The following is a 13,722-nucleotide window of genomic DNA, read 5'->3' as shown; positions in this document are numbered from 1 at the left end:
CTTTTGTCCAGTTTACCAAAATGACCGATATAGCTGATAGAATTCTTTGTTCCTCCTATGATACAGTAACTATATCAGAACGAACTAGGAGTGATCATATGGAAAAAATCATGTTCATCCAAACCGGATTCGGTGTCGATGTACACGGTCAGGATGTCACGAAAGCAGCGGTTCGGGCAGTGGTCAACGCCATTCATACGAATTCCATGCCAGGAATCACAAGTGTCCTTCCTGAAAATGACTTACATAATATGAAGGTGAATGTCCGCTTGGCCGTCCCTGCAGACAAGGACAAATTGGATATCGAGCAAGTGAAGGCCCGCATTCCATACGGTACTGTGACAGTGGAAGTGATCGATGGGGGCATGCTGACATCCAGCGCCATCTATTTGGAGGAAAAAAATGACAAGAACGATATGATGTATATCGTGAATGCCTCTGTCGAGACAGGCTACTGAAATGATCGAACACAAAATCTATAATATGGTGATGGTGCATAAGGGAGATCAAGTACTTCTGCTGGACCGGCAGCACGACGACTTCAACGGCTTCATCCCGCCAGGCGGGAAAGTCGATTTCCCGGAAAGCCTCACTGCAAGCGCCATCCGGGAAGTGAAGGAAGAGACCGGGCTGGATGTCTGGAATCTCGAGTATAAAGGTGTCCAGCATTATGTGAATGAGGAGCGGAATGTCCGATATTTAATATTCTATTATGTCACGGACTCCTTTTCCGGCACACTGCTGACGGACTCAAGAGAAGGCAACCCCTCTTGGTTCAAGAAGCCGGAAGCCATGAATCTGCCAATGCAGGATGTCGTCCGCACTGCCTTTCCATTATTCTTCCAAGAAGGTACATTCGAATTGTATCTGCACGCGAAATCGGGCACCGCGGATTATGAAGAAGAGATACTGCATACTTAGACAAGGGGAAGCCTCCAGCTTCCTTTCCTTGTATCATGGTCACTGCGAAGCAGGATAAAGATATGGAAGATGAATTGATCCAAAACTTAAATGCGGCGATGCCAAGGCCGAATTACATCATCCCCTCCCTTTATCTATGTAATTGATTCTCTGAATCTAGTTCAATGGATAGGTCTATCCACTCATTTTTCATATTTTCAAATCGGCTTCACTTTCCCAACTTCCCCTGCCATTCTCCAAGTTTCTATATTTTTATGCGAATTTCCTCTACGATATTTCCCAACTTCATTGGAAAACATGTCGGATAATGTAATGATATCTTCCAAAAATCGCATCAACTTAAGGCATACAAGCATCGCACCCGTCCAAAGTACCATTGTAAATCTAGCAGACTAGTAGCTATACTACCTTCTAAGGAAAACTTTACCTACATACGTCTTTTGTTTTCCGACTATTTAAACTATTAGCACAAGGAGAGTGACTTGCTTGAAGAAGAATAAATGGATGGCTTCTGCGATGGCTGCCGTTATCGGATTCAGCACTTTTACATTATCATTCGCGCCAGCGCAGGAAGCACAAGCCGAAGCTTCCACCGAGAAAGCACCAGCCGTGACGTACTCACCGAAAGCTTCACAGGGCGGTGCACCCTTCGACAGTGCCATCGCCAATGAGGACAAATTGATTGAAATGCTCAAGGAAGAAGGCAAAATCAGTCAGGATGCTACCGAAGCGGAAGCTCAGGAAGCATTGAATGCCTATCTCAAGCAACGGGAAGAACAAAGTGCCGAAGCAGCTAAACAGCCTTTGCCAAAAGAGCTGGAGGAAGCCGCAATTGATGAAAATGTAGTAAGTGACACCGACAAACCAAATGGCAATGCCGACAATGCCGCAAGTGCTTCCCAGAAGCAAGAAGCATTGAAGAAAGGCAAGGATAAAGGAAAGGATAAGAAAAAAGACAGGAAAGTCGATAATGTGAAGGAAGAGAAGTATGAAGGAGAAGTACGCGAAGACAAAGTGCTCGTCTTGGCAATCGACTTCCCTGATTACAAAAACAGCTCCATCACACCGGAAGAAACGGATATGTGGTATGAGGATTATACACATGATCACTTCCAGAACATGATCTTCGGTGAGGATGGCTATACTGGCCCGGATGGCCAGGACTTCACTTCCATGAAGCAATACTATGAAGCGCAATCCGGCGGCAGCTATACTGTTGACGGGGAGATCGCCGGATGGTACACAGCAGACCATCCTGCAGCTTACTATGGTGCCAACGATCCTGCTCCAGACGGCAGTGATACAGCTGCAAGGGAATTGGTGTATGAAGCCCTAACGAAAGCTGGACAAGATCCTAATGTCGACTTGAGAGAATACGATCAATGGGATCGCGATGACTATGATGGCGATGGCGTTTACCATGAGCCAGACGGTATCATCGACCACTTGATGGTCATTCACGCAGGTGTCGGTGAAGAAGCTGGCGGCGGAAGCCTTGGCGGCGATGCCATCTGGTCCCACCGCTGGAATCTGGGAGGACTAGTCGCAGTGCCTGGCGGAAGCTCTGCAAGTGACCGTTTCGACGGACAGCTTGCCGCTTATGACTACACAATCGAACCGGAAGACGGAGCCATGGGGGTATTCGCCCATGAATACGGTCATGACCTAGGCTTGCCGGATGAATACGACACGAACTACACTGGCCAAGGGGAAGCTGTTGCTTATTGGTCCATCATGGCCAGCGGAAGCTGGGCTGGTGATGTGCCAGGGACCGAGCCATCTGGATTCAGTGCCTATGCGAAGGAATACTTGCAAAACGCACATGGCGGCAACTGGCTGAGCGGTACGACGATCGATGCAGAGGATTTGGATGGAGATAAAGTAGAACTGCTGCTGGATGAAGCTGTAACAAAAGGTACAAACAACGATGTAATTCGCGTAAACCTGCCGGATAAAGAAACAGAAGTAACGAAGCCTGCTAGCGGCACGTATGCTTACTTCGGCGGTAAAGGCAATAATGTTGATAACAGCATGACAGCGACTGTTGATTTGACCAATGCTTCTTCTGCTGAACTGACATTCAAAACTTGGTATGATATCGAACAAGATTGGGATTATGCTTCTGTCAAAGTGAACGGGGAAACTGTTCCTGGCAGCATTACGACTACAGAAAACCCGAACGACCAGAATCCGGGGGATGGTATTACCGGGACGTCTGAGGGCTGGGTGGATGCTACTTTCGATTTGAGTGCCTACGCAGGCCAGGAAATCGAGCTTTCCTTGAATTATTGGACGGATGTCGCTGTAAACAACGCTGGATTCTACGTGGATGACATTCAAGTGACAGCTGATGGCAGCTCTGTCCTGACAGACGATGCAGAAGCTGACAGTAGTTTTGAGCTAGCTGGATTTGCGCAAGATAAAGGCGTTTCCCTTTCCGAGCACTACTACTTGCTGGAATGGCGTACGCATAATGGCGTTGATATCGGCCTTGACCATATCCGCCGTGGTGACAGCTTGATGAGCTACAACACTGGTCTGCTAGTCTGGTACGTCGATAATTCTTATGATGACAACTGGACTGGCACACATCCGGGTGAAGGCTTCCTAGGTGTAGTGGATGCCGATCAAAAGGGACTTTACTGGAGCGATGAATCAGTAGCTTCCACTCGTTATCAAATTCACGATGCAGCCTTCAGCAAAGATAAATCCGAGAAGATGTTCCTCGATTATCGTGCTACGAATGGCTTGACGCTGAAAGATAATCACACGAAGAGCTATGATAAGTTCAAGGATGATAAAACTTATTTGAATAAAGCCCTTCCTGACGCTGGACGTAACGTCCCAGAGTATGGACTTGAGTTTGAGGTCAAAGAAGACAGTCCGGATGGTACAGTAGGGAAGATTGAAATCTCCCGCTAAGATTAACAGCACAGAAGGAACCCGTTCATTTACGGGTTCCTTCTTTTTTTGGCAGTAATACTCGGAAGATAGTACCCTTGCCTTCTTCACTCTCCACTTTTATCGTACCATGATGCGCCTTGACGATAGACTGGCTGATGGAAAGACCAAGACCCGCGCCGCCTTGCTGGCGTGCGCGTGAACTATCACTTCGATAGAATCGGTCGAACACATGCGGAAGATGCGCTTTTGGTATACCGGCTCCATTATCTTTTACGAGGATCTCAGCATCATGTTCTGTTGTCCCAAGCGTTATATGGATTTCTCCATGCTCTGAATCTGTATGCTGGACTGCATTATAAAATAGATTCAATAACACTTGTTTCAATTTGTCCTTATCGGCAGCTACCATCAGTTGCTCATCCACTGAAAGCTGTACTTTCCTGCTGCCGGCAAGCATATCAAAATGCGGCATCATTTCCTCCAGTACAACACTCACCTCCAAATCCTGCAGCTGCAGATCCTCAGACTGATCCAGCTTTGTGAGTAGAAGCAGATCCTCGACCAGTTTCTTGATCCGCTTCGATTCCTTGAGCATGCTTTCAAGTGCCGGATAGAGCTGATTCGGATTCTTAGCAGCTCCTCTTAATAGCACTTCCAAAAATCCATGAATGGAAGTGAGCGGAGTCCGCAGTTCATGGGACGCATCCGCAATGAACTGCTGCATTTGTTCTTTTGCTTCCCGTTCTGACTGGAAAGAGTTATCGATCCTTTCTACCATTTGATTGAAAGCAATCGTAAGCCGTTTGATTTCGATTTGGTCGGAATCCTCTTCCATCCGCTCGGATAGATTCTCGGCACTCGTCCGTTCTACTCTCCGGATGATCCGGTGCAGCGGATCGAGTGCTTTTTTGATAACGCTTGTGTAAAGCAGGATGCCCGCTCCCAATGCCACAATGGCCAACAGGAAAAATACCTGCAGCTGCCCTTTGATGACATCGTTGATTGATGCCGTCTCTGTCCCAGCCTGCAAATAACCTGTTATATCACCAAACCGTCGATCAGCTACAATGACAATGAGCTGCTCTTTCCCGTCTTCGTCCTCCATCACGATGTACCGGGCGGACTTATCATCCCTGCTATTCATATGCTTACGAAGCTCTTCCTGGCTCAAGCGCGGACTGGAGAGTCCGTTCTCCTCTGATATGTCTGTGTAGGTACCGGACGTATCGATTCTGGCTAAAGAACGATCGAAAAGAAACGGCTGATGCATAGCATCATTTTGTTCAAGCAGTGCCGGCGGAAGCGAATGCAGCTGTGACTGCATGGCATCTGCTTCATTCTGATACAGGAAATCTTTCATCAAGAAGTACTGCAGGATACCGACGACTGTCAGGATAATAGCAAGAATAAGACAGGATAAAGCAACGATCTGCTTGTTCAATGTTCTTGGTTTTAAGTTGCGTATTCGCTTCATCTGACATCCAGGCGATAGCCCGCTCCCCTGATTGTGCGAATCAGCTGCCGATCTTTATCGTGGAGTTTTTCCCGCAGAGAACGGATATACACTTCCACAATGTTTTCTTCTCCACCAAATGCATATCCCCATACCTTATCGAGGATAAGTGCCTTGCTCAGTACAATTCCTTGATTCATCGCAAGATATTTCAATAGCTCATACTCTGTCGGAGAGAGCTGCAGCAGCTCTTCCTCCAAGTAAACTTCTTTACGGCGATCATCGATTCGTAAAGGGCCTGCCACAAGGGAATCGCCCAGTTCCGGAAATTGATTGCGGAGCCGTGCCTGCATCCTGGCGAGCAATTCCTCAAAACTGAATGGTTTGACCAAGTAATCATCTGCTCCGCCATTCAATCCTTTGACACGATCATCCACTTGATCTCGTGCTGTCAACATAATGATAGAAAGCTTCCTGCCTTTCTTTTTCAGCATCCGGCACACTTCGAACCCATCCATTCCCGGCATCATGACATCCAATATGACGATATGAGGCTCGAACTGCTCTGCCTTGGCAATAGCTTGCATACCATCAGCCGCACTCTCTACGATATAACCTTCATTTTGCAATCCAAGCATCAGGAACTGTGTGATTGTCTGTTCATCATCGACGACCAATACTTTTATGTTATCCATTCTGTCATCCATTCTTCTTTTTTCTTTATTATGGAACAACTAGCTGAAAACCAGCTGAAGATTCCTGAATTTCCTCACTTTCAGCAAATCTTCAGCTAGCTTTCAAGTGCACTTCAGCACCTGGCTCCATACTGTCAATTAGGCAAAGGGGACAAGCACAGAAGCATTATAGCATGCCCCGAAAAAGTAAAGGAGATGGCAAGATGAATTTCTTGAAACGTGCTTTCTGGAGTATGAAAGCAAAAAAAGGAAAGACCTTATTGCAACTGGTGATCTTCACCGTCATATGTGTATTCGTCCTATCGGGACTTACGATTCAATCGGCAGCCAAAGCATCCAGTGAATTGGCAAGGCAGGAACTGGGGGGATCCGTCACACTTCAAGTAGACCGGGAAGCAGCCATGGAGAATCAAAAAAGCGAGCAAAGTGAATCAGACGGTCCGCCGCAGTTCACCAGCACGCCGATCAGTCTGGATGATGCAGAGTCCGTCGCAGCTTTAGATCATGTGAAAAGCTACAACTATACCGTTTCTGCTTCTGCCAATGCAGAAGACTTCGACATCATCGAAAGCAGCATGTCTGCTGACGACAGCAGCGAAGCTGAAGATACGCAGGCTCCTGGAGGTGATCAAGGCCGGGGCGGCATGGTGCAAGCTGACCTTACTGTAAACGGTACGCTGACCAGTGATGAAGCAGATAGCTTCAGCGATGGGGAAGTAGAAATCGTCGATGGCCGCGGTATCGAAGAAGCAGATGCCGGCAGCGACGTTGCCGTCATCGAGCAGACACTTGCTGAGGAAAATGATTTGGCTATCGGAGACACCATCACCATCAGCTCCTCAAATGATGAAGATATCACGCAGGAATTGGAAATCGTCGGTATTTACGAAACAAGTTCTGCAGGAAGCGACCAGGCAATGAACTTCTCCTTCCTGAATCCGTACAACACGATCTATGTGCCATATACAGCAGCCAACACGCTTAAAGGCGAAGACTACACGGATACGGTCGAATCCGTGACTTACCAAATGGATGATGCAGAAAATATCGATGCATTCCTGGCCGCTGCCAAGAAAACAGATGTCGATTTCGATGTTTATGAACTGGATGCAAATGATGACCTTTATCAGCAAATGGTCGGACCAATCGAAAATGTTGCTTCCTTCGCAAAGAACATCGTCTATCTAGTGACGATTGCCGGTGCTATCATTCTTGCGTTGATCGTCATGCTTTCCATTCGGGAACGTAAATATGAAATGGGTGTCCTGATGGCGATAGGAGAAAAGAAATGGAAGCTTGCAGGACAGTTCATTACCGAAATCGTGGTCATCGCCATCGTTGCAGTTGGATTATCTTCCCTTTTTGGAAATCCGATTGCTAACGTACTAGGTAATCAGCTATTGGTTCAGCAAACGACTGCATCCGCCGATACTTCGTCCTCCTCCATGCAGCAAGGACCTGGCGGTGGCGGCGGTCCGATGGGCGGCGGTCCGGGACAAGCTGTCTCTGATGCATTCAGCCAGCCGAGTGAAGCAATCAGCAGCCTGAATATCAACATAACATGGGAAAATATCTTGATACTAGGCGGTATCGGATTGGCAGTGGCTGTCATTGCAGCTCTTATCCCATCCATTTCGATCCTAAGATTGCAGCCGAAAAGCATTTTGACAAAACAAGAATAGAAAGCAGGGGTATTTATGACAGCACCATTATTGGCATTCAAAGACGTTGGCTACTGGTACACCGACAAAGAAAATGCTTTATTCCAAAATGTGAGTATCGATTTTCATAAAAATACATTCTATACGATCACCGGCACCTCCGGATCGGGCAAGACCACCTTCCTGTCTTTGGCAGGAGGGCTGGACAAGCCTAGGGAAGGGGACATCGAATATGACGGGAAATCGATCCGTAAAATGGGGCTCGGGAAATTCCGCCATGATTATGTCTCGATCATCTTCCAGTCTTATAATCTGATTCCTTACATGACAGCTTATCAAAACATAGCATCCGCAATGGCTATTACAGGGAAAAAAGTGGGTGACCAAGAAGATTATATCCTAAAAATGCTGGCGAAGGTCGGTATCTCCGAGGAGCATGCAAAGCAGCGTGTGCTCACACTCAGCGGCGGACAGCAGCAGCGCGTGGCCATCACCAGGGCTTTCTGCTGTGACACGGACTTGATCGTAGCGGATGAACCGACAGGCAACCTGGATGACAAGACATCCAAGGAAATCGTGAAGCTCTTCATCGACCTTGCCCACCAAGAGAACAAATGCGTGATCATGGTCACCCATGATCCACAAATCGCGGCTCAGTCAGATGTAAACATACAGCTATCCAACGGCAGCTTCCGTCTGCTGCAGCATATCTAAAATAAAAATGCGTATCCCCTCCAGGATACGCATTTTTCATTTTCGTTTCAGCTTATAACCGACGGATAGAATGATCACCCATATCGGCAAGATGAACAGTGCCAGACGGTAATCCGGGATGAATCCCATGATGACGATTACGGCAATCAGGAATAACAAGACAAGATAATTGGATATCGGGTGAAGCGGCAGTTTGAAAGAGAGTTTACTTGCTGCTTCCTTTCCGATTCGTTTCCGGAAAGCTAGATGGATGATGACAATCATGATCCAGTTGATGACAACGGCTATGGTCGCAATTGCCATCAGATAGCTGAATACTTTTTCAGGAAACAGGAAGTTTATGATTACAGCTATCGCTGCTACCCCAGATGACACCAGAATCGCTGCCACCGGGGCACCGGTACGTTTGCCGACCCTGCCCAAGAACCTCGGTGCATTCCCTTGCTTGGCTAAGGAATGCAGCATCCGTCCATTACTGTAAAGGCTGCTGTTATGTGCAGACACTGCGGCAGTAAGGACGACGACATTCAATATCCCTGCAGCCGCCGGAATGCCGACGCCATCGAATATTTGCACGAATGGACTGCTTTGGCCGTCGATTTGATTCCATGGGAAGACGGACATGATGACAAGCAGCGCACCAACGTAGAAAATCAATATCCGGTAGACCACTTGATTGATTGCCTTTGGTATCGTCTTCTTCGGTGTATCCACTTCTCCGGCTGTGATACCCACCAATTCGACCCCGCCGAAACTGAACATGACAAGCACAAGTGACAAGATCACACCTGTCAGGCCATTCGGCATGAAGCCTCCCTCATCAAACAAATTGGAGAAGCCCGTAGGAACGCCATCATTCCCAATACCAGTTAAAATGATTACCAAGCCGAGGATGATCATCCCGATAATTGCGACAACTTTGATGATGGCAAAATAGAATTCGAACTCCCCATACAGTTTGACACTTAATAGATTGATGCATGTAATCAAAATCAGGAAGCCAAATGCCGTCACCCAAGTCGGGACACTCGGGAACCAATACTGGACGTAGATACCGACAACCGTCAGTTCCGCCATGCTTACTGCCACATAATTGAACCAATAATTCCAGCCTGAGACGAATCCAAAGAAATCACCTAGATTCTGATAGGCGTAATAACTGATGGAACCCGAATTCGGTGTATCCACCGATAGTTCGCCCAGTGCTCGCATAATGAAGAAAATCATGATGCCGCCGATAAGATATGCAAGTGCAATTGCCGGTCCAGCCAATCCGATCGAGGATGCAGAACCATAGAACAAGCCTGTTCCTATTGCTCCGCCAAGCGCAATCATCTGCACATGGCGGTTTTTTAAACCTTTGTGTAAATCATTTGATGATCGATCATTTCTTGCCATGTCTATGCCCCTTGCCTACTATCATTTTCCTCTTGCATATTGGTGCGCAGCAGCACAGAAGCAGGTCGATGGAAAGATAATAGTAAAAATAATTGATACCGAAACGCCCGCAAGCGTACGGGTTATTCCATATGCTATCTCAAATGGACACAAAGATAAACCATAAAATCGAAAATCAATAGTCAGTTGTACAAAAAATTGATACGTTATGGATCATATGACGCAAGATAACCAGAAAATAGTATTTACAAATTTCATCCCTGCCGATTCTGCAAGCCTAGCCAGGTGGCTGTGATGCTATTGGTCTGACCAACACAAGATCGATCTGCCTCTGTATATTTATGTGTTCCCGGATGAATCAAAGTCTCTCATGTTTCATTGTAAGAAAATTTAGTATAATGAGTATAGCTGTTTTGGCCAAATTATAGAAGTTTTTTTATCATACACATATTACAGGGGAGAATCCAGTCCATGAATACTTTTCCATTCGAAGAAGCAACTATATCATCCTTACAGAACGACCTGACAGCAGGTAAACTGACATCGACTGCCTTGGTCGAAGCCTATCTGGAACGGATAGCAAAGAAAGATTCCGTCCAGGGCGGGACAAATAGTGTGCTGGAGGTCAATCCAGATGCATTATTCCTTGCAGGACAAATGGATAAGGAGAGAAAAGAAGAACAGCTGCGCGGACCGCTTCATGGTATTCCTGTCTTGATCAAAGACAACATAGATACGGCGGATGGCATGCACACAAGTGCCGGGACCCTTGTACTTGCTGATAACTATGCCAAGCAGGATGCCTTCATCGTCCGAAAGCTGCGTGAAGCTGGTGCCATCATTTTAGGAAAGGTCAATATGACGGAGTGGGCAAACTTCATGTCAGAGCCTATGCCGAATGGCTACAGCGCCCGCGGCGGTCAAGTACGAAACCCTTACGGAAGTTTCGATGTCGGCGGCTCCAGCTCTGGGACAGGTGCAGCTATTGCTGATAATTTGGCCGCTGCAGGTATCGGAACGGAAACAAGCGGCTCCATCCTCAGCCCATCCAGCAGCAATTCATTGGTCGGCATCAAGCCGACCGTGGGACTTGTATCGCGCAATGGCATCATTCCCATTGCTCACAGTCAGGATACTGCAGGGCCGATGACGAGATCCGTCGAAGATGCGGCCATCCTGCTTCAAGTGATCGCCGGCAAGGATGAATCGGATCCAGCCACGCTATCGGCTCCGGTTCTCCCAGATTATACAGCATCACTCCAAAAAGAGGGATTGCAGGGTAAGCGTCTTGGTATAGATGGGCACACATTGAATAGCCTGTCCCCCGAAAAACGCGAGCTTATGGAAAAAGCCTTTATGGTACTGCGGACTCAAGGTGCTGAGCTTATCCATGTGCAAGTTCCGGAAATCACCAGGGAATCAAGCGTGCTGTATCATGAATTCAAGCACGGCGTGAACCGATACCTGCGAACAGTATCCCCGCATCTTCCGGCCCATACATTGAAAGAAGTGATCGAATGGAATCGCATCAACACCGAGTCTGCCCTCATACATGGTCAAGATATCCTTGAAGCTGCCGAGAAGACGGATGGGACGCTTAAACAGGCAGAATATTTACGGGATCGGCTGGCCGACATAAGAGAATCCCGCACGGAAGGCCTGGATCCTGTCATGTCGGATGCAGGACTTGATGCAGTCATTTTCCCCAGCTATCATGGATGCGACATCGCAGCCAAGGCAGGATACCCGTCGATCACCGTGCCTGCTGGTTACACAGAGACTGGCGAACCATTCGGAATTACGTTTACAGCCGGCGCATTTGAGGAAACTACCTTAATAGAAATCGGCTATGGCTACGAGTGCGCCACAAAGCACCGTAAAGCTCCAAAATAATCCATTCCGGAATACAGTTGAAATATCTCGTGTTGTATAGTAAAGTTAGGGATGTTTTTAATTGCATAAGAACTCATTGGATTGCATAGGCAATCATCAATCAATGAGTGTGATATGCGGCTTTTCCAAACAAAGTGAAAAGCTGCATCTGGACCGAATGGGGACAGAACGAGCACATGATATATATTCATATGCTGCGATATCTTATTTATTCTGGAATGATGCTGTTGTATAAAATAAGCCGTTCGGATTAGCAAGAATATCCGATACGGCTTTTTTCGTTAAGTTCACGGCAGCATGCCATACTATAGACGAGGTGAAAGAATTGGGCAACAAACAAAACAACACAGAGCCAGGCTTACAAAGAAAGCTCAAAGCCCGTCATTTGGGGATGATCTCCCTTGGAGGAACCATCGGGACAGGCCTGTTCCTTGCCAGCGGAGGTGCAATCAGTCAAGCTGGCCCTGGCGGAGCGCTGCTGGCATATGCCCTCATTGGCTGCATGGTCTTCTTCCTGATGAACAGTCTGGCTGAGATGGCGGCCTTCATGCCTGTCTCGGGAAGCTTCAGCACCTATGCGACAAAATTCGTGGATGAATCTCTTGGTTTTGCCCTGGGATGGAACTATTGGTTCAGCTGGGCCGCGACGATAGCAGCCGAGCTGGTTGCCGTGACATTGATCATGGATTTCTGGTTCCCCAATACGCCATCCTGGATCTGGAGTGCCGCCAGTCTGATCATCATGTTCCTATTGAATTATATTTCTGTCAAAGGCTTCGGGGAATCTGAATATTGGTTTGCCTTGATAAAGGTCATCACGGTCATTGTATTCATCATCGTCGGTCTTTTGATGATAGTCGGAATCCTAGGCGGGGAATCGCCAGGCTTCTCGAACTTTACCGTAGGCGATGCCCCATTCAATGGCGGTTTCCTTGCTTTGATCGGTGTGTTCATGGCAGCAGGATTCTCCTTCCAGGGGACGGAATTGCTCGGTGCAGCAGCAGGGGAAGCAGATAATCCAAAGGTATCGATACCAAAAGCGATTCGATCTGTTTTCTGGCGTATTTTGCTATTCTATATCCTGGCTATCTTCGTGATCGGAATGCTGATTCCATATACGACAGACAGCTTGGCAAGTGAAGATGTCCAGCTGAGCCCATTCACACTCGTCTTCGAAAAAGCTGGTATCGCCTTTGCGGCATCTGTGATGAATGCGGTCATCCTGACAGCAGTCTTATCTGCCGGGAACTCTGGTATGTACGCAAGCACCAGGATGCTGTGGAATTTGGCGAAAGAAGGGAAAGCCCCTCGCTTCCTTGGCAAATTGAATAAGAATGGTGTACCCGTCAATGCCTTGATCGGTACTGCAGCAGTTGGCTGTGCGGCCTTCCTGACATCCTTCTTCGGAAACGGTATCGTCTACACATGGCTGTTGAATGTGGCCGGTATGACTGGATTCATCATCTGGATCGGTATTGCAATCAGCCATTATCGTTTCCGCAAAGCGTATGTAGCACAGGGCTACGATCTAAAGGATTTGCCATACAGGGCGAAATTCTATCCCTTTGCCCCATTATTCGCGCTCACCTTAAGCATCATTGTAGTAGTCGGACAGAGTCTATCATCCTTTACGGAAGATGGTTTTGATATCGGCAGTTTTATTGCTTCCTATATCGGCATCCCGATCTTTTTGCTCTGCTGGATTATCTACAAGGTGAAATATAAAACAAAAGTGCATAAGCTCGAGGATGTCGATTTGACGACTCCCGAACATGAAACAGCCCCGGACTGAGTCCGAGGCTGTTTTTTCGTCAATAAAATCCTGGAGCTGCTAACGCTATCACGATTACAAAAATCAAATAAATGAAAATCAAGCCTTGGTAGCACAGCCCAATTATCGCACATACCCTTCCGCCGAGATATAATGCCTTTATCGCTTCTGCGTCATCTGTTATTTTGAGACTCTTATTTGCAAATATGATTGCCAGAATACCTGTTATAATCCCGATCACCGGGATGAGAATCGTCACAATGCCAAGTGCTAACGTGCCAGATGGCGAATATCGTTTTTCTTCCATTATCC

Annotated in this window: 11 protein-coding genes; 7 read left to right on the top strand and 4 right to left on the bottom strand. The window is 47.2% G+C overall.

Annotated features, from left to right (window positions below):
* Positions 1 to 98: 98 nt before the first annotated feature.
* The 3 genes from CHH53_RS08860 to CHH53_RS08845 all read left to right on the top strand — a co-directional run bounded on the left by CHH53_RS08860 (position 99) and on the right by CHH53_RS08845 (position 3,843).
* A complete protein-coding gene (locus CHH53_RS08860; RefSeq protein ID WP_095215760.1) occupies positions 99 to 458 on the top strand; it encodes a Lin0512 family protein in 360 nt (119 codons plus the stop codon).
* Between the two features lies 1 nt (position 459).
* Complete coding sequence (locus CHH53_RS08855; protein WP_233134973.1) at positions 460 to 921, top strand: 8-oxo-dGTP diphosphatase; 462 nt, start codon at positions 460 to 462, stop codon at positions 919 to 921.
* Positions 922 to 1,425: 504 nt separating this feature from the next.
* The gene (locus tag CHH53_RS08845) at positions 1,426 to 3,843 is read left to right on the top strand and encodes an immune inhibitor A domain-containing protein (protein ID WP_369819871.1); all 2,418 of its coding nucleotides are present in this window, start codon (positions 1,426 to 1,428) and stop codon (positions 3,841 to 3,843) included.
* A 25-nt stretch (positions 3,844 to 3,868) separates the two neighbouring features.
* On the opposite strand, the gene CHH53_RS08840 is transcribed toward CHH53_RS08845, so the two are convergent.
* Together CHH53_RS08840 and CHH53_RS08835 are read right to left on the bottom strand one after the other, a co-directional pair.
* Complete coding sequence (locus CHH53_RS08840) at positions 3,869 to 5,299, bottom strand: sensor histidine kinase (RefSeq protein ID WP_095215757.1); 1,431 nt, start codon at positions 5,297 to 5,299, stop codon at positions 3,869 to 3,871.
* Positions 5,296 to 5,973, bottom strand: a complete 678-nt coding sequence (locus tag CHH53_RS08835) for a response regulator transcription factor (RefSeq protein WP_198946037.1) — start codon at positions 5,971 to 5,973, stop codon at positions 5,296 to 5,298. Before CHH53_RS08835 ends, CHH53_RS08840 begins: the two co-directional genes overlap by 4 nt.
* A gap of 203 nt (positions 5,974 to 6,176) precedes the next feature.
* On the opposite strand from CHH53_RS08835, the gene CHH53_RS08830 reads away from it, so the two are divergent.
* Together CHH53_RS08830 and CHH53_RS08825 are read left to right on the top strand one after the other, a co-directional pair.
* Positions 6,177 to 7,655: an ABC transporter permease gene (locus tag CHH53_RS08830; RefSeq protein ID WP_095215755.1), complete on the top strand. Its 1,479-nt coding sequence runs from the start codon at positions 6,177 to 6,179 to the stop codon at positions 7,653 to 7,655.
* 15 nt (positions 7,656 to 7,670) lie between these two features.
* On the top strand, positions 7,671 to 8,348 hold the full coding sequence (locus tag CHH53_RS08825) for an ABC transporter ATP-binding protein (RefSeq protein WP_095215754.1): 678 nt from the start codon (positions 7,671 to 7,673) through the stop codon (positions 8,346 to 8,348).
* 36 nt (positions 8,349 to 8,384) lie between these two features.
* On the opposite strand, the gene CHH53_RS08820 is transcribed toward CHH53_RS08825, so the two are convergent.
* Positions 8,385 to 9,746, bottom strand: coding sequence for an amino acid permease (locus CHH53_RS08820; protein ID WP_095215753.1), 1,362 nt, complete (start codon positions 9,744 to 9,746; stop codon positions 8,385 to 8,387).
* Between the two features lie 471 nt (positions 9,747 to 10,217).
* Here CHH53_RS08820 and CHH53_RS08815 point away from each other — a divergent pair, with 471 nt between their 5' ends.
* Entirely contained in the window at positions 10,218 to 11,639 is a 1,422-nt protein-coding gene (locus CHH53_RS08815; RefSeq protein WP_095215752.1) for an amidase family protein, read from the top strand.
* 325 nt (positions 11,640 to 11,964) lie between these two features.
* The gene (locus tag CHH53_RS08810; protein WP_233134970.1) at positions 11,965 to 13,431 is read left to right on the top strand and encodes an amino acid permease; all 1,467 of its coding nucleotides are present in this window, start codon (positions 11,965 to 11,967) and stop codon (positions 13,429 to 13,431) included.
* 19 nt (positions 13,432 to 13,450) lie between these two features.
* Here CHH53_RS08810 and CHH53_RS08805 read toward each other — a convergent pair whose 3' ends face one another.
* Positions 13,451 to 13,717, bottom strand: coding sequence for a hypothetical protein (locus tag CHH53_RS08805; protein WP_095215751.1), 267 nt, complete (start codon positions 13,715 to 13,717; stop codon positions 13,451 to 13,453).
* Between the last annotated feature and the right edge of the window lie 5 nt (positions 13,718 to 13,722).

Source organism: Terribacillus sp. 7520-G, from assembly GCF_002271665.1.
Classification (GTDB): Bacteria; Bacillota; Bacilli; order Bacillales; family Amphibacillaceae; genus Terribacillus.
This window is presented reverse-complemented; position numbering and strand designations above follow the sequence as displayed.

What these genes read in the sequence shown, in the direction of transcription:
- CHH53_RS08855 (WP_233134973.1), top strand. Translation starts at nt 460, where the DNA reads ATGATCGAACACAAAATCTATAATATGGTGATGGTGCATAAGGGAGAT.
- CHH53_RS08835 (WP_198946037.1), bottom strand. Translation starts at nt 5,973, where the DNA reads ATGGATAACATAAAAGTATTGGTCGTCGATGATGAACAGACAATCACA.
- CHH53_RS08825 (WP_095215754.1), top strand. Translation starts at nt 7,671, where the DNA reads ATGACAGCACCATTATTGGCATTCAAAGACGTTGGCTACTGGTACACC.
- CHH53_RS08830 (WP_095215755.1), top strand. Translation starts at nt 6,177, where the DNA reads ATGAATTTCTTGAAACGTGCTTTCTGGAGTATGAAAGCAAAAAAAGGA.
- CHH53_RS08820 (WP_095215753.1), bottom strand. Translation starts at nt 9,746, where the DNA reads ATGGCAAGAAATGATCGATCATCAAATGATTTACACAAAGGTTTAAAA.
- CHH53_RS08840 (WP_095215757.1), bottom strand. Translation starts at nt 5,299, where the DNA reads ATGAAGCGAATACGCAACTTAAAACCAAGAACATTGAACAAGCAGATC.
- CHH53_RS08805 (WP_095215751.1), bottom strand. Translation starts at nt 13,717, where the DNA reads ATGGAAGAAAAACGATATTCGCCATCTGGCACGTTAGCACTTGGCATT.
- CHH53_RS08815 (WP_095215752.1), top strand. Translation starts at nt 10,218, where the DNA reads ATGAATACTTTTCCATTCGAAGAAGCAACTATATCATCCTTACAGAAC.
- CHH53_RS08860 (WP_095215760.1), top strand. Translation starts at nt 99, where the DNA reads ATGGAAAAAATCATGTTCATCCAAACCGGATTCGGTGTCGATGTACAC.
- CHH53_RS08845 (WP_369819871.1), top strand. Translation starts at nt 1,426, where the DNA reads ATGGCTTCTGCGATGGCTGCCGTTATCGGATTCAGCACTTTTACATTA.